General features: G+C 62.8%; 21 protein-coding genes and 5 tRNA genes. 16 read left to right on the plus strand and 10 right to left on the minus strand.

Annotation, left to right across the window (positions count from 1 at the left end; genetic code table 11):
* Positions 1 to 272 precede the first annotated feature (272 nt).
* Together H2O77_RS00940 and mnmH are read left to right on the plus strand one after the other, a co-directional pair.
* Positions 273 to 2,144, plus strand: coding sequence for a SulP family inorganic anion transporter (locus tag H2O77_RS00940; protein WP_153635077.1), 1,872 nt, complete (start codon positions 273 to 275; stop codon positions 2,142 to 2,144).
* 118 nt (positions 2,145 to 2,262) lie between these two features.
* Positions 2,263 to 3,369, plus strand: a complete 1,107-nt coding sequence (mnmH, locus tag H2O77_RS00945; protein WP_043336739.1) for a tRNA 2-selenouridine(34) synthase MnmH — start codon at positions 2,263 to 2,265, stop codon at positions 3,367 to 3,369.
* A 26-nt stretch (positions 3,370 to 3,395) separates the two neighbouring features.
* On the opposite strand, the gene H2O77_RS00950 is transcribed toward mnmH, so the two are convergent.
* A complete protein-coding gene (locus H2O77_RS00950; RefSeq protein WP_084589638.1) occupies positions 3,396 to 4,145 on the minus strand; it encodes a hypothetical protein in 750 nt (249 codons plus the stop codon).
* A gap of 133 nt (positions 4,146 to 4,278) precedes the next feature.
* Between H2O77_RS00950 and H2O77_RS00955 the strand changes: the two genes are divergently transcribed.
* The 3 genes from H2O77_RS00955 to H2O77_RS00965 all read left to right on the plus strand — a co-directional run bounded on the left by H2O77_RS00955 (position 4,279) and on the right by H2O77_RS00965 (position 6,276).
* The gene (locus H2O77_RS00955) at positions 4,279 to 4,572 is read left to right on the plus strand and encodes an MGMT family protein (protein WP_043336737.1); all 294 of its coding nucleotides are present in this window, start codon (positions 4,279 to 4,281) and stop codon (positions 4,570 to 4,572) included.
* 181 nt (positions 4,573 to 4,753) lie between these two features.
* Positions 4,754 to 5,365, plus strand: a complete 612-nt coding sequence (locus H2O77_RS00960) for a DUF416 family protein (RefSeq protein ID WP_043336733.1) — start codon at positions 4,754 to 4,756, stop codon at positions 5,363 to 5,365.
* Positions 5,366 to 5,427: 62 nt separating this feature from the next.
* Positions 5,428 to 6,276: a CHAD domain-containing protein gene (locus H2O77_RS00965; protein ID WP_167333715.1), complete on the plus strand. Its 849-nt coding sequence runs from the start codon at positions 5,428 to 5,430 to the stop codon at positions 6,274 to 6,276.
* A gap of 108 nt (positions 6,277 to 6,384) precedes the next feature.
* Here H2O77_RS00965 and hisF read toward each other — a convergent pair whose 3' ends face one another.
* From hisF to hisB, 4 genes are all read right to left on the minus strand, one after another.
* Positions 6,385 to 7,158, minus strand: coding sequence for an imidazole glycerol phosphate synthase subunit HisF (hisF, locus tag H2O77_RS00970; protein ID WP_043336726.1), 774 nt, complete (start codon positions 7,156 to 7,158; stop codon positions 6,385 to 6,387).
* Positions 7,159 to 7,169: 11 nt separating this feature from the next.
* Positions 7,170 to 7,916 carry a 1-(5-phosphoribosyl)-5-[(5-phosphoribosylamino)methylideneamino]imidazole-4-carboxamide isomerase gene (hisA, locus tag H2O77_RS00975; RefSeq protein ID WP_043336722.1) on the minus strand — a complete coding sequence of 249 codons (747 nt, stop codon included), beginning with the start codon at positions 7,914 to 7,916 and terminating at the stop codon, positions 7,170 to 7,172.
* 115 nt (positions 7,917 to 8,031) lie between these two features.
* Positions 8,032 to 8,673, minus strand: a complete 642-nt coding sequence (gene hisH / locus H2O77_RS00980; protein WP_043336718.1) for an imidazole glycerol phosphate synthase subunit HisH — start codon at positions 8,671 to 8,673, stop codon at positions 8,032 to 8,034.
* 70 nt (positions 8,674 to 8,743) lie between these two features.
* Complete coding sequence (hisB, locus tag H2O77_RS00985; protein WP_043336716.1) at positions 8,744 to 9,337, minus strand: imidazoleglycerol-phosphate dehydratase HisB; 594 nt, start codon at positions 9,335 to 9,337, stop codon at positions 8,744 to 8,746.
* Positions 9,338 to 9,597: 260 nt separating this feature from the next.
* Here hisB and H2O77_RS00990 point away from each other — a divergent pair, with 260 nt between their 5' ends.
* The 9 genes from H2O77_RS00990 (at position 9,598) to H2O77_RS01030 (ending at position 15,066) form a co-directional block, all read left to right on the plus strand.
* Positions 9,598 to 10,083: an acetyl-CoA sensor PanZ family protein gene (locus tag H2O77_RS00990; RefSeq protein WP_225347481.1), complete on the plus strand. Its 486-nt coding sequence runs from the start codon at positions 9,598 to 9,600 to the stop codon at positions 10,081 to 10,083.
* A 240-nt stretch (positions 10,084 to 10,323) separates the two neighbouring features.
* Complete coding sequence (locus H2O77_RS00995) at positions 10,324 to 12,717, plus strand: AsmA family protein (RefSeq protein ID WP_043336713.1); 2,394 nt, start codon at positions 10,324 to 10,326, stop codon at positions 12,715 to 12,717.
* 110 nt (positions 12,718 to 12,827) lie between these two features.
* Entirely contained in the window at positions 12,828 to 14,000 is a 1,173-nt protein-coding gene (gene mutY / locus H2O77_RS01000; RefSeq protein ID WP_084589635.1) for an A/G-specific adenine glycosylase, read from the plus strand.
* Between the two features lie 138 nt (positions 14,001 to 14,138).
* Positions 14,139 to 14,450 (plus strand): oxidative damage protection protein, encoded by a 312-nt coding sequence (locus H2O77_RS01005; protein WP_052384882.1) that lies wholly within the window; start codon positions 14,139 to 14,141, stop codon positions 14,448 to 14,450.
* 104 nt (positions 14,451 to 14,554) lie between these two features.
* Positions 14,555 to 14,630: transfer RNA gene (locus H2O77_RS01010), tRNA-Phe, on the plus strand.
* A 5-nt stretch (positions 14,631 to 14,635) separates the two neighbouring features.
* Positions 14,636 to 14,710, plus strand: a tRNA-Gln gene (locus H2O77_RS01015).
* Between the two features lie 49 nt (positions 14,711 to 14,759).
* Positions 14,760 to 14,835: transfer RNA gene (locus H2O77_RS01020), tRNA-Thr, on the plus strand.
* A gap of 77 nt (positions 14,836 to 14,912) precedes the next feature.
* Positions 14,913 to 14,988: transfer RNA gene (locus H2O77_RS01025), tRNA-Phe, on the plus strand.
* Positions 14,989 to 14,991: 3 nt separating this feature from the next.
* Positions 14,992 to 15,066, plus strand: a tRNA-Gln gene (locus H2O77_RS01030).
* 131 nt (positions 15,067 to 15,197) lie between these two features.
* Here the strand turns inward: H2O77_RS01030 and H2O77_RS01035 are convergent.
* The 4 genes from H2O77_RS01035 to H2O77_RS01050 form a co-directional block, all read right to left on the minus strand.
* A complete protein-coding gene (locus H2O77_RS01035) occupies positions 15,198 to 16,475 on the minus strand; it encodes a sigma-54 dependent transcriptional regulator (RefSeq protein WP_084589359.1) in 1,278 nt (425 codons plus the stop codon).
* A 154-nt stretch (positions 16,476 to 16,629) separates the two neighbouring features.
* A complete protein-coding gene (locus H2O77_RS01040) occupies positions 16,630 to 17,013 on the minus strand; it encodes a hypothetical protein (RefSeq protein ID WP_043333252.1) in 384 nt (127 codons plus the stop codon).
* A 116-nt stretch (positions 17,014 to 17,129) separates the two neighbouring features.
* Positions 17,130 to 17,999 (minus strand): hypothetical protein, encoded by an 870-nt coding sequence (locus H2O77_RS01045; protein WP_043333251.1) that lies wholly within the window; start codon positions 17,997 to 17,999, stop codon positions 17,130 to 17,132.
* Positions 18,000 to 18,024: 25 nt separating this feature from the next.
* Positions 18,025 to 18,945, minus strand: coding sequence for a CsgG/HfaB family protein (locus H2O77_RS01050; RefSeq protein ID WP_225347483.1), 921 nt, complete (start codon positions 18,943 to 18,945; stop codon positions 18,025 to 18,027).
* 589 nt (positions 18,946 to 19,534) lie between these two features.
* Here H2O77_RS01050 and thpD point away from each other — a divergent pair.
* Positions 19,535 to 20,641 (plus strand): ectoine hydroxylase, encoded by a 1,107-nt coding sequence (gene thpD, locus H2O77_RS01055; protein ID WP_318527669.1) that lies wholly within the window; start codon positions 19,535 to 19,537, stop codon positions 20,639 to 20,641.
* Positions 20,642 to 20,849: 208 nt separating this feature from the next.
* Positions 20,850 to 21,584, plus strand: coding sequence for a fumarylacetoacetate hydrolase family protein (locus H2O77_RS01060; protein WP_043333250.1), 735 nt, complete (start codon positions 20,850 to 20,852; stop codon positions 21,582 to 21,584).
* A gap of 241 nt (positions 21,585 to 21,825) precedes the next feature.
* On the opposite strand, the gene speA is transcribed toward H2O77_RS01060, so the two are convergent.
* On the minus strand, positions 21,826 to 23,724 hold the full coding sequence (gene speA / locus H2O77_RS01065) for a biosynthetic arginine decarboxylase (protein WP_043333249.1): 1,899 nt from the start codon (positions 23,722 to 23,724) through the stop codon (positions 21,826 to 21,828).
* Positions 23,725 to 23,848 lie beyond the last annotated feature (124 nt).

The raw sequence follows: 23,848 nt of genomic DNA on the forward strand, positions 1-23,848 counted from the left end.
TCTCTCTTCGTGTCTCGTTATCGTGTCTCGTTATCGTGTCTCGTCTCTGTGTTCCGTGATCATGTCTCTTCATCGTCTCTCTTCAACATATCTCTTTCTAGGGAAAGGACCGCAAGGTCACAGGTCGCTGTCGAGCATGTGGCGGCCCTGTTTCATTAGTGATTTCAGCGATAGACTTATCACCGCTGGTTTCAAGCCTGTCCCGAGTACGTTCAGGGGCATTGCGGCTACCGGCTGACGACTTCTTTCCTGCCTCGCCACGGAGATACTTCTTGTCCGCTGATACTCCGCCTCCTTCCTCGCCGCCCCCCGAATCTCCCGAATCTACCGAGACGGCAGAGGGGCCCGAGCACACCAGTGCCGCGGCCTATCGCCTGTCGCGACTGTTGCCCTTTCTCGGCTGGATGCGTCAGCTGTCGCCCGGGGATGCGCGTTCTGACCTGATCGCGGGCCTGAGTGGCGCGGTGCTGGTGCTGCCCCAGGGGGTGGCCTATGCGTTGATCGCCGGCCTGCCACCGGCGCATGGGCTGTATGCCGCCATCGTGGTGGCGATCATCGCCGGTCTGTTCGGCAGTTCGCGGCATATGGTCAGTGGCCCGGCCGCGGCGATCTCGATGGTGGTGTTCGGCACCGTCTCGACCCTGGCCGCGCCGGGCAGTCCCGAATACCTGCCGCTGGTGCTGGCGCTGACCTGCATGGTCGGCATCATCCAGCTGTCGTTGGGGCTGATGCGCATGGGAGCGCTGGTCAATTTCATCTCACACACGGTGGTGATCGGCTTCACCGCCGGCGCCGGGGTCTTGATCGCCACCAGTCAGCTCAAGCACCTGTTCGGCATCGCGCTTGGCGATGCCTCGAGCTTTCTCGGCACCTGGTGGGCGCTGCTCGGGCATCTGGGCGATACCTCGTGGGCCACGTTGATCACGGGACTCAGCACCTTGCTCACGGCCGTGCTGGTTCGGCGGCTGAATCGCAAACTGCCGTGGATGCTGGTGGCGATGGCCGTCGGTTGTGGTGTCGCGGCATTGCTCGGCGGCAGCGCGGCAGGTATCCCGATGGTCGGCGCCCTGTCCGGCAGCCTGCCGCCGTTTTCCCTGCCGCCGCTGGGCTTTGACACCCTGCGCTCGCTGGGCGGGGCGGCCTTCGCGCTGGCGGTGCTCGGCTTGATCGAGGCAGTCTCCATCGCGCGTGCCATCGGCGTGCGCTCGCATCAGCGTATCGACGGCAACCAGGAGTTCATCGGCCAGGGCTTGTCGAATCTGGCGGGCAGTTTCTTCTCGTGCTTTGCCGGTTCCGGCTCCTTCACGCGCTCCGGCGCCAACTATGATGCCGGCGCCCGCACCCCGCTGTCGGTGGTGGTGGCGGCGCTGATCGTGCTGGCGGTACTGCTGCTGGTGCCTGACGTGACCGCGTGGCTGCCGTTGCCTGCGATGGCAGGCCTGATCATGGTGATCGCCGCCAACCTGATCGAAGTCGGTCATATCCGTCAGATTCTGGCCGTCAGCCGCGAAGAGGCGGTGGTGCTGGTGATCACCTTCCTCGCTACTCTGCTGTTGCCGCTGGAGTTCGCCATCTTCGCCGGGGTGCTGGTCTCGCTGGTGCTGTATCTGAACCGCACCTCACGGCCCCGTCTGGTCGAGATGGCGCCAGACCCGGAGCACCCGGAGCTTGGCGTGCGCAATGCCGAGCGTTATCAGCTGGCCCAGTGCCGGGAAGTGGTGATTCTGCGTGTGGATGGTTCGCTGTTCTTCGGGGCGGTCGACCACGTCCAGCGCAAGCTGGCGCGCTATACCGGCAAGCACGTCATTCTGTTGGGCACCGGCTGCAACTTCATCGATATCGCGGGTGCCGAGATGCTCGAGATCGAGCAACGTCGCCTGCGCGATGCCGGCGGCAGTCTCAGCATGTGCGGCTTTCGCATGTACGCGCTGGAAGTGATGGAGCGCGGTGGCTTCCTCGAGCGCATGGGGCGTGAGAACTACTTCCATACCGCCGAGGCGGCGATTGCCTCGCTGCGCGACTCGGTCGCCGAGGCGCATCGTGCCCACGGTGATCAACCCGCTGCCTGCCCAGATTGTCAGCTGTTCGGCCCGGCCGGGATCGGGCCGGGGCAGGGGGTGCGCCTGACGCCACCGTTGGCGTGAAAGCACAAGGCTGGGGGCGGCTGCACGCTTGCGCTAGAATATGGCCCCTTGATGGTGCGGCCAGTCAGCCAGTTGCCGCCCATTGCCTCAATCCTGTTCTGTCTGCCGAGAGATGCCCATGAGTTTGCCCACCGTGGCGGCCAGCTGCGACCTGATTCGCGACGGCCGTCCGTTGATCGATGTGCGCGCGCCGGTCGAATTCGCCGCTGGTGCCTTGCCGGGTGCCGTCAATCTGCCGCTGATGGATGATGAGGAGCGTCATCGCGTCGGGGTGCAGTACAAGCAGGTCGGCCCGGAATCGGCGGTACATCTTGGCCATCAACTGGTCAGCGGCGGGATCAAGCGCGCACGTATCCGCGCCTGGGTCGAGCACGTCGAGCGGCACCCTGACGCGATTCTCTATTGCTTCCGCGGCGGCATGCGTTCCCAGCTCAGTCAGCAGTGGTTGCAGGAAGCGGGGATCGAGCGTCCGCGCATCGAGGGCGGCTGGAAGGCCATGCGTCAGCAGCTCTGTCAGCATATCGATGAGCGTGCCGAGCAGGCCCCGATGCTGTTGATCGGCGGGCTGACCGGCTGCGCCAAGACCGAGCTGATCCATGCGCTGGACAATGGCATCGACCTGGAAGGCTGTGCGCGCCACAAGGGTTCGGCCTTCGGCCGCCATCCCTTCCCGGCGCCGAGCCAGATCGACTTCGAGCACCGCATCGCCGCCGAGATGCTCACGCTTGAGGATGAAGCGCCGACCATCATGGAGGACGAGTCGCGCTTCATCGGCAGCGTCAACATTCCGCTCGCCACCTGGCGCGCGATGGAGCAGGCACCGTTGATCCGCGTCGAAATGCCGCTGGATTGGCGAGTCGTGCAGATTCAGAAGGACTATATCGAGGGGCTGTGGTCCACCTACAGTCGCCACTATGGTGACTTTCTCGGCTGGACCCTGATGCAGCGCCAGCTGCGTCAGGCGCTGCTGCGTCTGCGCAAGCGCCTGGGCAGTGCACGCCTTGCTCGTCTGGTGCGCATGCAGGACATCGCCTTCCAGGAGCACAAGCGCGGCAACCCCATTGCCCATGAAGGCTGGCTGGCGCCGCTGCTCAGCGAGTATTACGACCCGATGTACCGCTATCAGCTCGAGAAGCACGAGCGTACCTTCCTGCACGTCGGCGACTGGGACAACAGCCTTGCCTTCGCGCGTGAGTGGAGCGCCAATCACCGCTGGCAGCGCTGATATCCCTCACGAGCGCCGGTCAGCGCTCACGCATTCAGCCAGTCCACCAGCAGGCGGTCCAGCAGGGCCGCCTGACGATCAAAGCGCTTCGGGTCCTCCAGCAACGCCTCGCGTGACTGCACGCCATTGCCCTCCAGGGGCGCGGGATGGTGGGCAAGGCGGTCCTGCGTGGCCGCCGCATCCATGTGCGGATGGAAGTTGAGCGCCACCACGCGACCCTCATCCCAGCTGAAGCCGGCCACTGGCGTATGCTCGCTGCTGGCCAGCAGCTCGCAGTCTTCCGGCAGTCCGCAGATCTCCTCATGCCACATCAAGGCCTCGAACTCGGCGGGTAGCCCCAGCGGGCACTCGTTGCTGCGCGTCAGCGTGGCCCAGCGACGCTGCGGCACCACGGCGGACGAGACGATCGCCCCCATCTGCTCGGCGATCAGTCGCGCCCCCAGGCCAATCCCCAGCAGCGGGCGATTGCTGTTAAGCGTGCGCCGAATCAACTTGCGCTGCAGGCGCAGCGACTGCTGTTCGGCGGGCGAGGGTGGTTGTGCGGCGCTCGACAGGCGTTGCGGACCATCCAGCACCACCAGCGCATGAAAGTCATCGATGCCCGGCAACGCTTCTCCTGCCAGCGGGAAGCTGGTGTTGAAGCTGTGCCCCATGCCGGAAAGCCAGTCCTTGAGGCGTAGCGGACTCTGCCAGTCATGCGCTAGCGTTGCGGTATCGGCGGCTGAATCTGGTTCAGTGTCAGGGAGTTGCCCCTGATGTATGAAGTAAAGATGCATGGCTTCATCATGCGTGAGCGCCATGTCAGCGTAAAGTCCCCAGTGTCGACATCTCTGTACCTGCATCTCAGAACCTAAATCTCAGTACCTGCACCCAGGCGAACCAGCCGCGACACGACAAGGAGAGAACCGCATGCGGGCCGAACTGCTCGAACAGATCTACACCGTGGTGGCGCAGATTCCCGAAGGGCGCATCACCACCTACGGGCGTATCGCCAAGATGACCGATGGCGCCAGCGCGCGCATGGTCGGCTCGGCGATGCGTCACCTGCCGGATGGCCATCAGTTGCCGTGGCATCGCGTGATCAATGCCTCGCTCAAGGTCACCGAGCACGGCGGGGCAGTGCGCCAGCGGGAAAAGCTGCGCAGCGAAGGCATCCTGTTCGATGGTGCCGGCCGCGTGCCGACGGAGTGCCTGTGGCCCTGAGGCATGCCCCGGCACGGCAGCGCTCGAGCAGGGTCGCGTTCATCCGGCCACGCGCGGGCGCTACCCTTTCGCCTATCCTATCGCATACCCTATAGCGACCTCCGGTGACATCGCGGCTGGCGGAGCCAATACGCCAGCGCGAACGCCGCATATTGAATAGTGAAGTGAGAATAGAGCCGTCATGACTCAGCCTGTATCCGGTTTCCGTGCGCGCCTTGATGCGCTGGCCCCCGTGCGCCGTACTGCCTTCATGGCAGCGCTGACCGAGCGACTCCTGCCCAATGCCGGCTTCTACGCCGAAGCCAATGGCACGGCCAGCGCGCTGGACACCACGCGTGAGCTGCGCAAGCTGCTGGATCTCGTCTGGGAGCAGCTGCGCGTGCGCGATGCCAAGATCGATTTCTCGCTGCAGGCCGAGAAGGTCACCGCCTTCGAGCCCGCCGAGGACGATGACAGCTTCGGCGCGCGCCGCGCACTGGAGGCCGTGATGGCGCTGACCGCCTGCATCGATGTGCTGATCAGCGAAGAGCCGGAAGCCGCGCTCAAGATCAGCCGTCTGTCCGCCGATGGCGTGCGCGCGCTGATCGACCTGCAGGCCGGCGAGGGCATCGAGCAGGAAGCGCTGGAAGCCATGATTCGCGAACATCCGTTGATGATCGATGAGCGTGACTTCCAGGACGCCGTGCTGGAGAGCGTCGAAGCCCCGCAGCTGTCCCGCGATGACTGGCGCGCGCTCAAGCAATTGGGCCGCAATGAAGATGTCAGCAATCTCGGGCTATCCTTGCAGGACTGAGCGGCCCGATTCGGGCCATCCTGGTGCCAGTGATGACTGGCCAGCCGTTGTTGGAGAGACAGATGAGCGACAGCCGTCAGCAGGATTCTTCTCCGATGAACGCAGCGCTGAATGGCGTGATTCAGACGCGTCTGGACGCCATGCGTGAGCGTCTCGCGCAGCCGACGCTGAGCGCGGCGGATGTGCATGCGCTGCGCGTCGACTGCAAGCAGCTGCGCGGCTGGTGGCAACTGCGGCGCGAGTCGCTGGGCAAGTCGGCGGTGAGTGAGCATCAGGCGCGTCCGCGCGCCGTCGCCAAGGCATTGGCCGGGCCGCGCGAGGCGCACATGCTGCGCAAGACGCATGGTCGCGCCTACGCCTGGGTGGATGAGCGCAGTCAGCGCCTGCTGGATGCGCTGCGTCCGGGGCTGACCAGTGCCGCGCTGAGCGAGCCCGAAGGCGAGCTGGATCACGCGCCGCTCGAGACGCTGCTGAGCGAAGAGCGGGCGGCCTGGCAGGCGGCACTGCTGACGGTGGAGGAGCTCAACATCGGGCTGGAATTCAGCCGTCATCGCATCAGCAAGCTTGCGGCGCAGGTGGCCAACAAGCGTGAGATCGAGACGTCTCACCGGCTGCGCAAGTGGGTCAAGTACCGCATGTTCCAGCTGGCACTGGCGCACGAGGCGCTGGGTGAGGCAGCCGCGCGGGAGCTCGAGTCACCGAGTCACGGACGGCGCCGCGAGCCGGAACTGCTCGACAAGGCGGCCGCGCGGCTGGGCAATCAACATGACCTGGCGGAGCTGGCGCTGTGGGTCGGGGAGCGCGTGATGCTGCCCGCCGCCGAGAAGCATCTGGTCGCGGACATCATGACGCTTGCCGACCAGCGTCTCGCGCAGGCGCTCAAGCCACTGAAGAAGCTGGGCTACGTCTGAGCGCTGTTCTCGCCTGAACCGAAGTTGCGTCTCTGCAGACACGAACGCCGCCATTCCCTGAGGAAATGGCGGCGTTCGCGTTTCTGCCTGAACTACCTGCGGCTGCGCTTACAGGCGCATCTCGATACCGCGTGCGGCCATATGCGCCTTGGCCTGGGGGATCGTGTACTCGGCGAAGTGGAAGATGCTGGCGGCCAGCACCGCATCCGCACCGCCTTCGAGCACGCCATCCACCAGATGGTCGAGGGTGCCGACACCGCCGGAGGCGATCACCGGCACGCTGACGGCGTCGGAGATGGCGCGTGTCACACCGAGATCGAAACCGGCCTTGGTGCCATCGCGGTCCATGCTGGTCAGCAGCAGTTCACCGGCGCCCAGCTCGACCATCTTCTTCGCCCACTCGACGGCGTCGAGTCCGGTCGGCTTGCGGCCACCGTGGGTGAAGATCTCCCAGCGCGGTGTCTCGCCGTCCTGGCTGACGCGCTTGGCGTCGATGGCGACCACGATGCACTGGCTGCCGAAGCGTTCCGCGGCTTCACGCACGAAGTCCGGGTTGAACACGGCCGCGGTGTTGATCGAGACCTTGTCCGCGCCGGCGTTCAGCATGGTGCGAATGTCTTCACAGGTGCGGATGCCGCCACCCACCGTCAGCGGGATGAACACCTCACCGGCGATGCGCGACACCATGTCGACCGTGGTGCCACGGTTGTCGACGCTGGCGGTGATGTCGAGGAAGGTGATCTCGTCGGCGCCTTGCTCGTTGTAGCGCTTGGCGACCTCGACCGGGTCACCGGCATCGCGGATACCGACGAAGTTGACGCCCTTCACGACACGACCGGCGTCGACGTCCAGACACGGGATGATGCGTTTGGCGAGTGCCATGATCGCTCCCCTCAGGCCTTGCGGCCGGTGATGGAGTCGGACAGCGCCTGCGCTTCGGCGATGTCCAGGCTGCCTTCATAGATGGCGCGGCCGGTGATGGCACCGAGGATGCCCTGATCGGCCACTTCGGCCAGGCCACGGATGTCATCCAGGTTGGTCACGCCGCCGGACGCGATCACCGGGATACCGCCTTCGCGGGCCAGTGCCACGGTGGCTTCGATGTTGACGCCCTGCATCATGCCGTCGCGGGCGATGTCGGTGTAGACGATGGAGGACACGCCGTCGTTGGCGAAGCGCTTGGCCAGCTCGGTGGCCTTGATGGTGGAGACTTCAGCCCAGCCATCGGTGGCCACGAAGCCGTCACGCGCATCGAGACCGACGATGATGCGGCCCGGGAAGGCGCGGCACATCTCGGCGACGAAGGCCGGTTCCTTCACGGCCTTGGTGCCGATGATGACCTGACCGACGCCGGCTTCCAGATAGTGCTCGATGGTCGCGGCATCACGGATGCCACCACCGATCTGGATCGGCAGCTCCGGGTAGGCGCGGGCGATGCGTGTCACGGCGTCGCCATTGACCGGCTTGCCTTCGAAGGCACCGTTGAGATCGACCAGATGCAGACGACGGCCACCGGCCTCGACCCAGCGCGCGGCCATGGCCAGCGGGTCATCGCCGTAGTTGGTGGAGTCTTCCATGCGGCCTTGCTTCAGGCGTACGCACTGACCGTCCTTGAGATCGATCGCGGGGATTACCAGCATGTCGGGTGTCCTCTCGGCGTGTCTGGGCACGCCTGTATTGTCGTCGGTATATCGAAGGCGGATGTATCGGCGTCCGTCACGCGAGACAGACGCCGAGGGTCACGCGGGCGAGCCTTCAGGGCTGCCAGCGGACGAAATTCTCGAGCAGCTTGAGGCCGGCGGCCGCGCTCTTCTCCGGGTGGAACTGCACCGCGAACAGGCTGCCCTCACCGATGGCGACGTGCGCCTCGGCACCGGCGTAGCGCGTGGCACCGTAGACCTTGGAGCGCTCGCTGGCCGACACATAGAAGCTGTGCACGAAGTAGAAGCGCGAGTTGTCCTCGATGCCCTCCCACAGCGCGTGGCCCTGGGTGTGCGCGACATGGTTCCAGCCCATGTGCGGCACCTTGAGGCGCTGGCCGTGCTCGTCCAGCTGCTGGTCATCGAAGCGTTTCACGTCGCCCTTGAAGTAGGCGAGGCAATCGATGCCACCGTTCTCTTCGCTGCGCTCCATCAGCATCTGCTGACCGACGCACACGCCCAGCAGCGGCTTGCTGTGGTTGCTCAGCAGCTCGCCGACCAGACCGCGCAGCTCGGCGCGTTCAAGCTCGCCCATGCAGTCACGGATGGCGCCCTGACCGGGCAGCACCACGCGAGTGGCACCGCGGATGGCGCGCGGGTCGCTGGTGATCACGACATTCTCGTCGGCCACGTGCTCAAGCGCCTTGGCGACGGAGTGCAGGTTGCCCATGCCATAGTCGATGACGGCAATCGTCATGTCTTTCTCCCGAAGGCCGGAGGCAGGCTCCGGCGCTGGATGTCAGGCGTCTGGCGCCCGGATCATTCGTTTACAGCGAGCCCTTGGTGGAGGCGATACGGCCTCCCATGCGCTCGTCCTCTTCCACTGCCATGCGCACGGCACGACCGAAGGCCTTGAAGATGGTCTCGGCCTGGTGGTGGGCATTGAAGCCCTTGAGGTTGTCGATATGCAGGGTGGCGCCAGCGTGATTGACGAAGCCCTGGAAGAATTCCCAGAACAGCTGGGTATCGAAGCGACCGATGTTGCCGCGGGTGAACTCGCACTGCATGAACAGGCCCGGACGACCGGAGAAGTCGATCACCACGCGAGACAGGGCTTCATCCAGCGGCACGTAGGCATGGCCGTAACGGCGAATGCCGGCCTTGTTGCCCAGCGCCTGCGCGAAGGCCTGACCCAGGGTGATGCCGATGTCCTCGACGGTGTGGTGGTCATCGATATGCAGGTCGCCATCGCAGTCGACCTCGATGTCGATCACGCCGTGACGGGCGATCTGGTCCATCATGTGTTCGAGGAAGGGCACGCCAGTGTTGGCGCTCAGCTTGCCTTCACCGTCCAGATTGATGCGGACCCGGATCTTGGTTTCCGAGGTGTTGCGATGAACTTCGGCGATACGCTCTACCATGATGTCTCTCCAGCGGTCGGTGACGCCATCAGCGGCTTCGGGGTCGATGGGGTCTGGGCGCAGTCTGGGGCCTTTGGTAAGAGAGGCGTGTGTCCAGTCCGGCCGGGAAGTGCGCATCATGTGGTTATTGTCATGTGATGTCGCAATCGAAATCGTGATCAGGGCATTGACGACGGCAGAGAGCCGTCGGCGGGGCGCTTGATCGGCGGCAGGCGCGTCGTCTTTGTGCCTGCCCGACCCGTCATTATAGAGAAAGGACAATGGCATCCGCTACAATGGCGGGCATTCATATCGCGGGCGAGGATCTCACCATGCCGGTCACTCTTCAGATGATCGATCACGCACGCTGGCAAACCGATGAGCAAGTCCGTATCGATCTGTCGCGTATCTATCACGAAGCCCCCAGTGAGCGTCTCCCGCTCGCCCCGGATGACTTCATTCAGGCCAATCTCGCCGCGGGACACCGCTTCTGCAGCGCCTTCTTCAACGATCGTCATATCGGCGCGCTACTCTGCGAGGATGAAGGCGATGCCTGGAAGATCAGCCATTGCTGCGTGCGCAAGAGCACGCGTCGACGCGGTGTCGGTACGCGCCTGATGGCGCTGCTGTCACTGGAAGCGGCCAGTGCCCAGCGTCTGCTGGTCGTGCCGAGTCAGGGATTGACCCTGGCCGACGAGCTGCTGGTATCACGTCTGGGCTATGTGCGAGACCCCGCCCGCGACGGCTTCGTGCTGGCGCAGGAGTGAACCCGGTCGTTGCCGGATGCGGAACTGACGTCAACGCGACCTGTCCACCGGCTGTGTCATCATCATTTCTGTCTTGAGGCTGTCTCGCTGTGCGGGAGGATGGCGCGCAGCGCTCGAGCTAGATGATGAGCGGGAGAAAAGGCATCGCCTGATGCCACGAGTCCCCAGCGCCATTCCATGTGCTGCCCTCTGGAGTGAGGGCACCGTAGCAATTCTCATCGTGTCAAAGGGAGGACGCAGATGAAAGCACTGTTCAGAGCCTTGCTGGCCATCGTCGGAGTACTGGCGTTGGTGGTCGTGGCAGGGGTGATCTATGTCACCACCTTCCTCGATCCGAATGATCTCAAGCCGCGACTGGTCAAGGCGGTCAAGGACCAGGCGGGGCTGGAACTGGCCCTGAACGGCCCGCTGGACTGGTCCTTCTATCCGCGTCTCGGCGTCAGTGTCGAGGACGCCGAAGCCTGGCTGCCGGAGCAGGAACGTGACCAGTCACCGTTTGCCTCCTTTACCCGCGCGGAAGTCGGCGTGTCCTTCACGCCACTGCTGAGCGGTGAGGTCGAAGTCGAAGGCGTCTTCCTCGACGGCCTCAAGCTGGCGCTCGAGCGTGATGCACAGGGGCGTGGCAACTGGGAAAGCCTGCTCGAGCATGCGGCGACGGCCGCCGACAGTGGCGCGGCGGATGAAGCGCTGCCGCCGGCCAAGAGCGCCGGTGTGGCGCTGGCGGATGACACGACGCCGTCGGTGCAGAATGGCGCCGGCAGCATGGCGGTCAATCTCGATATCGCCTCGGTGCAGGTCACCAATGGTCAGATCGCCTATCAGGACGCGGCCAGCGGACTCGACATGACGCTCAACGATGTGGCGTTGACGTCCTCCAACGTCAGCCCCGACAAGGCCTTCCCGGTCGAGCTGTCGTTCGTGGCCGATGGGCGTGAGCCGGAGCTTCAGAGCACCGTCAGCCTCGATGGCAAGGTGGCGCTGGACCTGCAGGGCGGCCGTCATGTGCTGTCCGGCGTGAGCCTGGATACCACCACGCGCATGCCGTCGCTGGGTGACAAGGATCAGAGCGTGGCGCTGGACATCGATACCCTGACGCTGGACACCGACAAGCAGCTGTATCTGGCCGATGGCGCCGAGCTGGACGCGACGCTCCATCAGGCCGCGCTGGGTGACAAGGCCCTGCCGCTGAAAGCCACCTTCGGTGCCGAAGCGGACCTGGCGGCGGGCACGGCGAATCTCGAGAACCTGCTGCTGACCTCCGGCAGTGACCTGCGCCTCAGCGGGGCGCTCAAGGCCAAGGACATCACCGGCGATGCGCTCAGCTATTCCGGCCAGTTCAAGCTGGCACCGCTGTCGCCCAAGGCGTGGATGACGCGTGTCGGCATGGAAGCGCCGCAGACTGCCAAGAGCAGCGCGCTGACCTCGCTGGCCTTCTCCAGCCCGTTCAAGGGCGACATGTCGCAGGTGCAGCTGACCAACCTGGTGATGGCGCTGGATGACACCACCATCAACGGGCGCCTCGGCTCGTCCTTCGATGCCTCGCAGATCACCTTCGATCTGGATGTCGACGCGCTCAATCTCGATGACTACCTGGCACCGGCGGGCGCAGACGAGAAGACGGCAAGCCTGGGGGAAGCGCTCACGGCGGGCGTGATCGCGCCGGTCTATGCGGCCGATGGTGACGCGGAGCTGCTGCCGGTGGCATTGCTCAAGACGCTGGGTCTTCAGGGGCAGCTGGATATCGGCACACTGATCGCCTCGGGTCTCGAGATGAGCAAGGTGACCGCCAAGCTGTCCGGTCAGCCGGGCGTACAGCAGCTCGATAGCCTGACGGCCAGCCTCTATGGCGGCTCGCTGGCGGCCAATGCACGCATCGACAGCCGCAAGACACCGCTGAGCATGAGCTTCGGCGAGAAGCTGACCAATCTGGATATCGCGCCGTTCCTCAAGGCGCTGGCGCCGGAGCAGAAGGACATCCTGCGCGGTCGCCTGACGCTCAATGGTGACTACACCACCAGCACCAATCAGATCGACAGCATCAAGCGCAATCTGAACGGCAAGGGCAACTTCGAGATTCGCAATGGCGAGGTGCTCGACGTCAATATCTCCAGGGAGATGTGCACTGCCGTGGCGACGCTGAGTGGCAAGACCTCCTCACGTGAATGGAAGGCCAATACGCCGCTGGAGCGCGCTCAGGGCAGCTTCACGGTCACCAATGGCGTGATCAGCAATCAGGATCTCGCCCTGGCGATCCCGGGCATCGCGCTGGACGGCAAGGGCCAGCTCAACCTGCCGACCGAGGCCTTCGACTACAACGTGGCGGCGCGCTTCATCGAGGGCGCGGATGACGCGGCCTGTGAGGTCAATCCGCGTCTGATCAAGCTGCGCTTCCCGGTGCAGTGTCAGGGCAACCTGAGCGGTGAGCCGGGCGAGTGGTGTGGCTTCGATCAGAAAGGCTTCCAGAGTGCCGCAGCGGAACTGGCCAAGGATGAAGCCAAGCGCAAGGCGGGCGAGAAGGTCAGCGAGAAGCTGGATGAGAAGCTCGACGAAGATACCCGCAAGAAGATCGACGACAAGCTGGGCGAAGGCGCCAGCGACAAGCTGAAGGGCGCGATTCAGGGGCTGTTCAACTGATCACGCGCTCCTTTCGCAGCAAGACCGGCACGCCAGCTCCTCGGGGCTGGCGTGCTGCCGTTTGAGCCCAGGCCATGGCGTCGACCATGGCGCGAGCAGAGGAAGTTTTGATGGCGCGACCTGACACTGCTGCCACGCCAGACGTGACAGCTCCCGAGAGCCACGCCACACCCGGCTTTGAAGACATCGCCCTGAGCCCCGAGGCGTTTCAGGCGCGCGTGTTCGACTGGTTCGATGAGCATGGCCGCAAGCATCTGCCCTGGCAGGAGAACACCACGCCGTATCGCGTCTGGGTCTCGGAGATCATGCTCCAGCAGACCCAGGTCGCGACGGTGTTGCCGTACTATGCCCGCTTCATGGAGCGCTTCCCGGATGTCGCGGCGCTGGCGGCGGCGGACATCGATGACGTGCTGCACCTGTGGACGGGCCTTGGCTACTACGCGCGGGCGCGCAATCTGCACAAGGCCGCGCAGCATGTCGTGAATGAGCACGACGGTGCCTTCCCGGTCGAGAGTGTCGAGGCACTGTCGGCCTTGCCGGGCATCGGGCGTTCGACCGCCGGGGCGATCATCAGCATCAGCACCGGACAGCGGGCGCCGATCCTCGATGGCAACGTCAAGCGCGTGCTGGCACGCCTGCATGCCGTGGAGGGCTGGCCGGGACGTCCGGCGGTGGAGCGCAAGCTGTGGACGCTGGCGGAGCGCTACACGCCGCAGGTGCGGCTGGCGGACTGGACCCAGGCGATGATGGATCTCGGAGCCACCCTGTGCACGCGCGGCAGCAAGCCCGATTGCGCGCGTTGCCCCTTCGAGGAGGTCTGCGTGGCGCATGCGCGTGGCGAAGAGAAGCGCTTCCCCGAGAGCAAGCCCAAGAAGACCATACCGACGCGTCAGACGCTGATGTTGCTGGTCAGTGATGAGGCGGGGAAGATCCTGCTGGAACGCCGTCCGCCGACGGGCATCTGGGGCGGCCTGTGGGCGCCGCCACTGGTCGAGGATCGCGAGGCCGCGCGGGAATGGGTCGCCCGCGAAGCCCGCGGCGCCCATCTGGAGGCGCCACTGGCAAGTTTCGAGCATGTCTTCAGCCACTTCCGGCTGACCATCACGCCACAGCCGGTACAGCTGGGGGAGGCAGGGCTTGCGTCAGCTGTACCGGCCGAGAGCGTCAACGAGTCAGCCGCCGACCGCCGCTTCGTCGACCCTGCCGCGCCGGACGCCGTGGGCCTGCCGGCGCCGGTCAAGGCGCTGCTGGCGCGCTGCACGGATGATCTGTTCGGCCTGTGAGGCCTTGTCGGCGTCGGCATCGGCAGCACGTCTGGGGCAAAGCGGCTCAAGCGTGCGAGAATGAGGCAACAGTAAAGGCGTCTGGCGAAGGCTCGACGCTCATCCGCACTGACATCCAGTTCTCTTACGGAGTTACCCATGCGCACCGTACATTGCCGCAAGTATGACCAGGACCTGCCGGGTCTCGATTTTCCGCCGCTGCCGGGCGAGAAGGGCCAGGACATCTGGTCCAACGTCTCGAAGCAGGCATGGGAAGAGTGGCAGGCGCTGCAGACGCGTCTGATCAACGAGAAGCACCTCAACATGATGGATGCCGACAGCCGTCGCTATCTGATGGAGCAGATGGATCGCTTCTTCAACAACCAGGAGACGGACCAGGCCGAAGGTTTCGTGCCGACGGACGCCGCCGCCAAGGGCGAATCGCAGGGCGGACAGGGCTACGAAGTCTGAGTGGCCGGCGAGGACGGCGGAAGGCGAATTACGACGCCAAATTCTTGATAAGCAAGGGTTGACGTCGGGAAAGGTTTTCTATTTAATACGTCCTCGTTGGCAAGGGCCAGATAGCTCAGTTGGTAGAGCAGGGGATTGAAAATCCCCGTGTCGGCGGTTCGATTCCGTCTCTGGCCACCAAGTGTTGGGGTATAGCCAAGTGGTAAGGCACCGGTTTTTGGTATCGGCATTCCCAGGTTCGAGTCCTGGTACCCCAGCCAGCTGACATGCAGTAACGTAGTAAGAAGACTCATATCATGAGTTCTTTGTGCCGGCTTAGCTCAGTTGGTAGAGCAACTGACTTGTAATCAGTAGGTCGAGGGTTCGACTCCTTTAGCCGGCACCATCTTCAGGCTTCTGTAGATGAGCGAAGAACACACGATATAGAGGTCGCCTTGGCGGCTTTTTTTGTGTCTTCAGGTTGGCCAGATAGCTCAGTTGGTAGAGCAGGGGATTGAAAATCCCCGTGTCGGCGGTTCGATTCCGTCTCTGGCCACCAAATTGGGGTATAGCCAAGTGGTAAGGCACCGGTTTTTGGTATCGGCATTCCCAGGTTCGAGTCCTGGTACCCCAGCCAATTCTGGCTAGCTGATGAAGTCGCAGGATGAATTCGGCAGCCAACAGAAAAGCCACCCTTCGGGGTGGCTTTTTTGCGTCTGGAGTAAAGGTCTGGAGGGCGACGGGGCATGCCGTGGGCCGGCGCTCATCTCAGTGCGAGGTGGGCTCGTCCGGGTGCATCGCCAGCCAGCTCAGGCGCTTGCGATAGATGGTGGAGGGGGCGATCTCCAGTATCGCCGCAGCGCGGGGGATACTGCCATCACAGGCGCTGATGACGCTCTCGATCGCCTCGCGTTCGACCATCCACAACGGGCGCAACGTGGTCTCGCTGCCCTCCGGCGCGCTGTGGCTGACCGACGGGCGATGCGCCGTGCTGGAGGGCAGGTCCAGCATGTCGGCCGTCAGCACCTCACCATCGTTGAGGATGATGGCGCGCCGCAGCGTGTTTTCCAGCTCCCGCACATTGCCGGGCCAGTCATGGGCCAGCAACTGACGCTCGGCGCATGCACTGAGTCGTGTGAAGCGCTTGCCCTCGTGGCCTGCCATGCGCCCCAACAGCCCGGTGGCGATTTCCAGGATATCCTGACCGCGCTCGCGCAGCGGCGGCACCTTCAGCGGGATGACGTGCAGACGATAGAAGAGGTCTTCCCGGAAGCGGTGAGTATCGACCAGTACCCGCGGGTTCTGATGCGTGGCGCACACGATGCGGCAATTGACCTCTACCGTGCGCGTGGCACCCACCGGCATTACCTGTCCTGTCTGCAGGAAGCGCAGCAGCTTGCTCTGCAAGGGTAGCGGCAGCTCCGCGATCTCATCGAGAAACAGCGTCCCCCCATCTGCCGCCACGGCGAGCCCCTGCTGGGCGCTCACGGCCCCCGTGAAAGCCCCGCGCACATGTCCGAACAATTGCGACTCCAGCAGCTCTGCCGGAATGGCGGCACAATTGACGGCGATGAACGGGCCGTCACGTACCGGGCTATGGCGGTGAATGGCAGTGGCACACAATTCCTTGCCGCTGCCGCTTTCGCCGGTGATGAAGATGGGAGCGTCCGAGTGGGCGACCTGGATGAGAGTGCGATAGAGCGTCTGCATGGCCGATGAGTCTCCGATAAACTCCCCAAAACCGCGAGGTCGCTTTACCGGTAGTTCCCTTACCCGCGAGGTAGTGGAGATATCGTCAGCCAGATTCAATGCAGTAGCCGATGATGCAGCCTGATGAGCTTTCAGTGCGGTCATGAGTGTTGTTCCCTTGCTGCTGGTCTTTCTGCATTGCCTGCGCTTCGTGCGAGCGGGCTGCGAAAGAATAATTGTCGGGCTGCTTCTGGTGACAGCCTCACCGGAGAGTCTGGATTCTCCAGCGTTGAGTGTTCGTCTTGGGGGTTTATCGAGTACCCATATAGAGGTTAATGACTTGTGCGAGATGATCATGGCGGTTTTTAGTGCGTTTTTTCCGCTCCCCCTGAGTGGCAGACTTCTCAGTCTCGACGCTCGCCTGGCTAACCAACTCTCTACTCACGCTGAAAGGGTGAGTTCTGGTATCTGACGGTCTGTCTTCCCGCGGATGACTGTCCCGAGCAGTGCATCACTGGGCGTCTTCCTCTTCATCTTCGTTGTTGTGGGTAATGGTAAAGTCAGTCGACGACGTCTGAGAGCTGCCATCCGCGGATTGATCCGCAGTGCTGTCGATGGTGCCGGTGGAACCATCACTCAGTGTCTGTTCGATCTGTTGCCAGTTGCCGATCGAGGTACTGCTGCCGGTATTGAGGGTGTATTCCCCGATATTGGTATCGGACCCTTCCCCCAGGCTGCCGGCCTTCTTGCTCTCGTAGAGAATCAGGGCGGATTCGGCGCTACGTGCCGGAAAGTCGTAGGGGAAGGGGCCCATCAACGAGTTGGCGCTGGCGCTACCGGCCAGCAGGAACCCCGCGCCCACGACTCCCAGGCTGATACGTGTGAAAGCATTCATGTCTTGCTCCTTTCGGTCTGTGAAAGATGCAGTGTCTGATGCGTGAGACGTCTGATGTCAGCAGGTGCTGAAACACACGCGGGTTGCCCCGCGTGTGTTGGTTGCCTGCAGAGGGGTTACGGAGTCACGGGGCCGACGCTGATGGACATGTTGTTACCCACGGAGGTCGCGGCATTATTGATGACCGGGCCTTCGAAGCTGCCTGTCGGCGGCAGATCCAGCGTGATGTTGCTGACTTTGGCAGTCGAGCTGATGTTGGCGAAGCTCATCTGGGTATTGTCGGCAATCAGGGCGCTATCGATATCAGTGCTATCCAGAGTGACCGACATATTGTTGCCTACGGAGGTCGCGGCATTGTCCACGCTCAGGTTGAGAATGTTGTCGACCTTGGCCAATGATTCGACTTCAGCAGTGCCCGGGTAGAAGAAATAGCCACCAGAACCCGCCAAGAACTGCTCATTGTGTAGGTTGACCATGGCATCACTATCCACCGAGACATTGTTGCCCACCGAAGTAGCGGCATTCTCAAGCGACTCTAGGCGAGTAATGTCAGGATTAGGCGTGGAGCCGGCATAGCTGATATAGACATCGACATCAGCGTTAGCGTTTGCAACTGCATCTGCACTCGCATTGGCTGCTGAATGATGATTCCAGCTGTGTGCATTCGCAGCGGATGACGCGCTGCTGCCTGCACTGAGGCTATCAACTAGTTCGATGGAAGGGTCACCTGCTTCACCTGCACCGTAGCTGACATCACTGACGATGGCTTCGGAGCTGACGTCACCGATCTGCTTTTGCAGACTTTCGACCATCACCAGGCCGCCTGGATCTTTGATTTTCGGGTCAATATAGACATCAATATTGACATCAGTATTGACATACCCATCCCAATTCCAATCCACGTTATTGAAGGCTTGCGCTTGGCTTGCCATCATCACACCACTTACGAGACCGATGGCGACTGCGAGCTTATTATAGGTAGTCATTGTCATGTTCCTCATGAATGTTGACTTATTGTGCTGCGCTGGATGCTGCCGATGTTTCTGTTGCAGGTGCCTCTGTTGCGGGTGCTTCTCTCAACGGTGTTGCGACTGCTGCGGTACTGCCTGATGCCGAATTGGCTGCGGCCACTTGCTGCGTGTTGCCGTCTTTCGCTGCAACATGCTGTCCCGGGTGAAGCTCGCATTCCTGTCCCGCAGGTACAGGAAGCCCCAGGCCTTCAGTCAGAAGCTGATACGCGCCCATCTCCACGACTGATCTCACGCCCAGCTGCAGTGGTTCATTGCGTACTGCGCCGGAGTCAAACTCGACCAACTGATTGCCGAAGAAGCGGTAGATACCGGCTTCGACTTCATAACCCACCACCTGCTTCTGCAGGCTGGTGACATAGACGGTGCGGAAAGTGCGGATATCGACCATGCGCAGATCCAGGCCGACGTTGATGACTGCAGTGCGCAGTCCGGCCCCGATTCCGCTGACGAACAGGCGAGCTCCACCACTTGAAATGTTGTAATTGAGCTCTGTCAGTGCGCCGAGAACTACGAAATGCGAAGGGAGAACTGCCAGTTTGCGCGGCGAGTAGGCCATGGCCTTATTCTCGAAAAGCTGCTGCTCTGCCAGCGGGACTCGTACATCGAGACGCTCGGTAAGATGTACCTTGCGAGTCTTGTAGAGAGCACTTATCAGCATCTCTGATACGCCCTGGGTCACGGCAGCACTCTCTGTCACGGTGGAGTAACTGCGTTGACCGGTCTTGTCCGTCACCTGACCCACTGCAATCACAGGCAGGTTGGTGGCTCCCTGAATTCGACTGAGTGATACGAGGCATTCGCTATATGGCGTATTGTTGGAGGTGACTGGTGGCCCTACGACCGGTTCGACATTGTCGAATTTCGGTTCGACAGCGGCGCAGCCCCCCAGCACTGTGGCCATGCAAGCGGCCATGCATATCCGTGGCTTAAACATGCTGGAAGTTCCCCTGGTGTGACGCATGATCCTGCGCCGTTATTTTCTCTCTGATATGTCTCTATCAGTTGTTCTGCCGTGTTTTCTAAGGGGCACGAAGCGTGCCAAAAAATTTCACAATATTTCACAGACACTTACGCATTAATGCGCAATGTTGCGTGCGATGCGTTTTGCAAATGGCGAAGCGAAGTGAGGGGAAATACCACGGGCGTGGTGCCAGTGATGAGTCGCTGATTAAGCCGGTTATCTCACGGAAGATGAGAATTCGCGGCAACAGGATGAGTCGGGATTGGCGAGAGGGGATGACTGAGGGAATTTGTCATCCGCGAGGCACAGGCAGCCTCATGTTTTCTTGAGAAGGGTGATGGCGGGTGTGGTGTGAGATTGGATGGTCTTTTAACGTTCTTGCGGATCAGATCTCTGTGCTTATTTCATGAATCTCGGGGTTGAAGTCTGTTGCATGGCCCATAGGTGGGACAGTGCGGGCAAGCCGCATGCTAGAACGCCAGATTCCACTTTCCTCAATGCAGGACATTGATGCCTTAAGGAGAGCATGATGACAGCTTCACGCCATATGACCTCGTACAACGCCACTTCTGCTCTTTCGTCCAAGCAACGCCAACATGAGCAGACCGATGGTGGCAACGTCAGCGCCGCTGCAGAAGCCTCCAATCAGCAGCTGGACGCCCGTCAGACCAATGCCGACCGTGATCAGGCGCCGGAAGCCTATCTCGACAAGTCGGGCAGCGACCGAGGGTCCGATCACTCGCGAGACGCCTATCCGACGCGTCTGAGCCAGCCGCCGGAGCATCTGTGGCAGAAGCGCCGCGAGCCCGTCGTGCACTCGCGTGCCGATGAGGGGCCGCTGGGTGCCGACCAGCTCAAGCGCTTCAAGAAGGACGGCTTCCTGTTCGAGCCGGAATTCCTGGCGCCGGAGGAAGTCGAGGCGCTGAAGAACGAGCTGGCAGCGCTGCTCGACAACGAAGAGTGGCAGGGTCGTGATTTCACCATCACCGAGCCCAAGAGCCGCGAGATTCGTTCCATCTTCGCCGTGCATTTCCTGTCTGAGCGCTTCAGAAAGCTGGCGGAAGATCCGCGCCTGACCAGCCGTGCGAGCCAGATTCTCGGCGGCGATGTCTATCTCCATCAGTCGCGCATCAATTACAAGCCGGGCTTCGAGGGCAAGGGCTTCAACTGGCACTCGGACTTCGAGACCTGGCACGCCGAGGATGGCATGCCGGAGATGCGCGCGGTCAGCGCCTCGATCATCCTGACCGACAATCACCACTTCAATGGCCCGCTGATGCTGATCCCCGGCTCGCATGAAGTCTTCGTGCACTGCCTGGGCGAGACGCCGGATGACAACCACAAGTCATCCCTGCAGACCCAGAAGGTCGGTGTGCCCTCGCGCGAAGCACTGAGCGAGCTGATCGCTGAACGTGGTATCGAAGCACCGACCGGTGCCGCCGGTGGTCTGTTGATGTTCGACTGCAATACGCTGCATGGCTCCAACGCCAACATGTCGCCGGACCCGCGCAGCAACGCCTTCTTCGTCTACAACCGCGTCGACAATGCGATGCAGGCACCCTTTGCCGCCGCGCGTCCGCGCCCGGAATTTCTCGCGCACCGTCTCGATGGTGGCTGGGATGAACTTGAAGACTGAAGTTGAAGACTGAAGTGGAAGACCGAGCTTGAAAGCTGAGCTTTGAAGGTGGCAGTGGACTGAACTGCACAACGCCGGGTTGCGCTCAGGCGGCGAAATCTCGGACGTTGGTGTGGTAGTGGCAGGCTGTCGGGGCGACGTATCATTGCGATATCTCTCATTGATCGTCTTTCATTGATCCTCCATCACGCCCCGACAGGAGTTCTGCATGCCGCTTGCTCAGCGTTTCACCCCGCGTTTCAGCGATGGTCGCGTCTTCGCTCATGACCTCGGCAAGGTGGTCTGTGTCGGCCGCAATTACGCAGCCCACGCCGCGGAGCTCGGCAATGAAGTGCCCAGCGAGCCGTTGCTGTTCATCAAGCCCGCCACCAGCGTGACGCCGATGGACAAGCCATTGGCGATCTCTCGGCGTCGCGGCCAGTACCACTACGAGGCCGAACTGGCACTGCTGATCGGCAAGCCGCTGTGTGAAGCCAGTGAAGCAGAGGCGCTGGAAGCACTGGCCGGCATGGGCCTGGCACTGGACCTGACCCTGCGTGAGCGCCAGAGCAAGCTCAAGGCCAAGGGCCAGCCGTGGGAGCTGGCCAAGGCCTTCGATGGCAGCTGCCCGTTGTCTTCTTTCGTGGCGCTGGAAGGGCCGCGTTGGCGTGATGCCGATGGCGAGCTGCACGATGTGGATTTCCAGGCGCTGCACTATCGCTTTGCCATCGATGGCGAGCAGCGCCAGCAGGCGGATACCAGCCTTATGCTGTTCCCGATTGCTCGCCTGCTCAGTGAGATCAGCCACAGCTTCACCCTGTTGCCCGGCGATGTGGTGCTGACCGGCACGCCGGAAGGCGTCGGCGAGCTGAATCCGGATCAGGCGCTGGCACTGGCGCTGGATGCCCCGGATGGCAGCGGTGAGCTGCTGCGTGTCGAGACACGCACGCGCGGAGTGGCATGACGTCTGGGTCTGTTCCAGCCAGAACCTGAACTTGAGCTGGCTCTGAACAGCCCTGAGCGAGTAGACAGCAGCTCTGAGCGAGTTGAAATCAGCCCTGAGCGGGTTAAAAAAAGCCCCTGCCGGGTCACCGGCAGGGGCTTTTGCTGTCTGGGCTTTTACTTTTGCTATCCGGGCCAATCCTTCCGAACCTGATCCTTCCAAACTCGGTTCATTGAGCCAGGGCCCGAGCCTCGGCAGCGTTTCAGCTCTCCAGGTAGGTATAGCCGTCGAGACCGGCCTTCAGGTCTTCGAGCAGATCTGCCTGTTCCAGCGCATTCAGATTGGATGACTTGAGCTGACGCGCGAGGCGTGCGGCCAGCTGCTCCGGGTCGAAGTTCACGTAACGCAGCACCTGCGCCACGCTATCTCCCTGAATCGCATGGGAAAGCTGCCACTGGCCATCGTCGTCGAGGCTGGCATCCACGGAATCGGTATCGCCGAACAGGTTATGCAGGTCGCCGAGGATTTCCTGATAGGCGCCGACCATGAAGAAGCCGAGCAGCTTCTCTTCATCGGCATGCCATTCCGGCAGCGGCAGGGTGGCGTCCAGGCCCTGATCATCCACATAGGTGTCGATGCGGCCATCGCTGTCGCAGGTGATGTCCTGAATCACGCCACGCCGGGTCGGCGCGCGGTCGAGGCCGGTCAGCGGCAAAATCGGGAAGATCTGCTCGATGCCCCAGATGTCCGGCAGCGATTGGAACAGCGAGAAGTTGACGAACAGCTTGTCGGCCAGCTTCTCGTTCAGCTCATCCAGCACCGCGCGGTGCGAGCGCTGACGGGCATCGAGACGTCCGGCGAGGCTGCGGCACACGTTGGTATAGATGGCTTCGGCCTCGGCACGGATGGCGATGCTCGCCAGACCCATCACGAAGCGCTCCTGCACCTGATGCTGGGCATGCACCACCGCGTGGTAGATCTCGACCAGCTCACGTGGCTCAAGCTGTCCCTCCAGACGCGCGGCCTGGGTCCACAGCGCGGCGATCTGGGTGTCATCCTCACGCGGTGCGGGCAGCGGCAGGTTCACGCGCTCCTCGCCGATCACGTCCGTCACCAGCACCGCGTGGTGGGCGGTCAGCGCGCGGCCGGATTCAGAGATGATATGCGGGTGAGGCAGGTCGTTCGCCTCACAGACTGCATGGAACGCCCCGACCACGTAGTCGGCATACTCGCGCATCGAGTAGTTGAGCGAGCAGGCGCTTTCCGAGCGCGTGCCTTCATAGTCCACGCCCAGGCCGCCACCGACATCGACGATTTCCACGCCGGCGCCAGCTTCGTGCAGGCCCTGATAGAAGCGTGCGCACTCGGCCAGACCGCGCTGGATATCGCTGATGTCCGCGATCTGGGAGCCAAGATGGAAGTGGACCAGCTTGAGGCAGTCCAGCGCATCCACCTCGCGCAGACGCTCGACCAGCGCGACGATCTGACTGGCGGTCAGGCCGAACTTGGACTTCTCGCCGCCGGTGTTCTGCCAGTTGCCCTTGCCGATGGTGGCCAGGCGCGCGCGCAGGCCAATGCGCGGACGCACGCCGAGGCGCCTGGCCTCTTCCAGCACCAGTTCCAGCTCGCTGGCCTTCTCGACCACCAGATGCACGCGGTGGCCGAGCTTCTCGCCCATCAGCGCCAGACGCACGTATTCGCGGTCCTTGTAGCCATTGCAGACGATCACCGACGGGCCGCTGTCCGACAGCGCCAGCACGGCGAGCAGTTCCGGCTTGCTGCCGGCTTCCAGCCCGACACGCCCGCGTGAGCGCTCGCTGGTCGCCAGCAGTTCCTCGACCACGCGACGCTGCTGATTGACCTTGATCGGGTAGACGGCGGTGTAGCTGGCGCCATAGCCGCGCGAGCTGATGGCGGCATCGAAGGCGGCGCACAGCTGCTCGACGCGGTCATGCAGGATATCGGCGAAGCGAACCAGCAGCGGCAGGCGCAGGCCCTGGGCGCGCGCCTTGTCGATCAGCGAGATCAGCGGCAGCGCAGGCGTGCCCGGCTCGCCATGCGGGCGCACCAGTGTCAGGCCATCCTGGCCCACGTCGAAATAGCCGCTGCCCCACTGGTCGATGTTGTAGGTGCGGCGTGCTTCGGCTGCAAAGGAGGTCATCGCGGTCTCCGGAGATGGACGGCGTGAAGGCAAGCCCGGCGGTGCTCAACAGGTGTGGGCAGCGTCGGAGAAGACAATGACGCCCGCAGGAATGCGGGCGCTCAGAGGGCGCATTATGCCTGCT

Origin of the sequence: Cobetia sp. 4B, from assembly GCF_018831605.1 — a bacterium.
Lineage (GTDB): Bacteria > Pseudomonadota > Gammaproteobacteria > Pseudomonadales > Halomonadaceae > Cobetia > Cobetia amphilecti.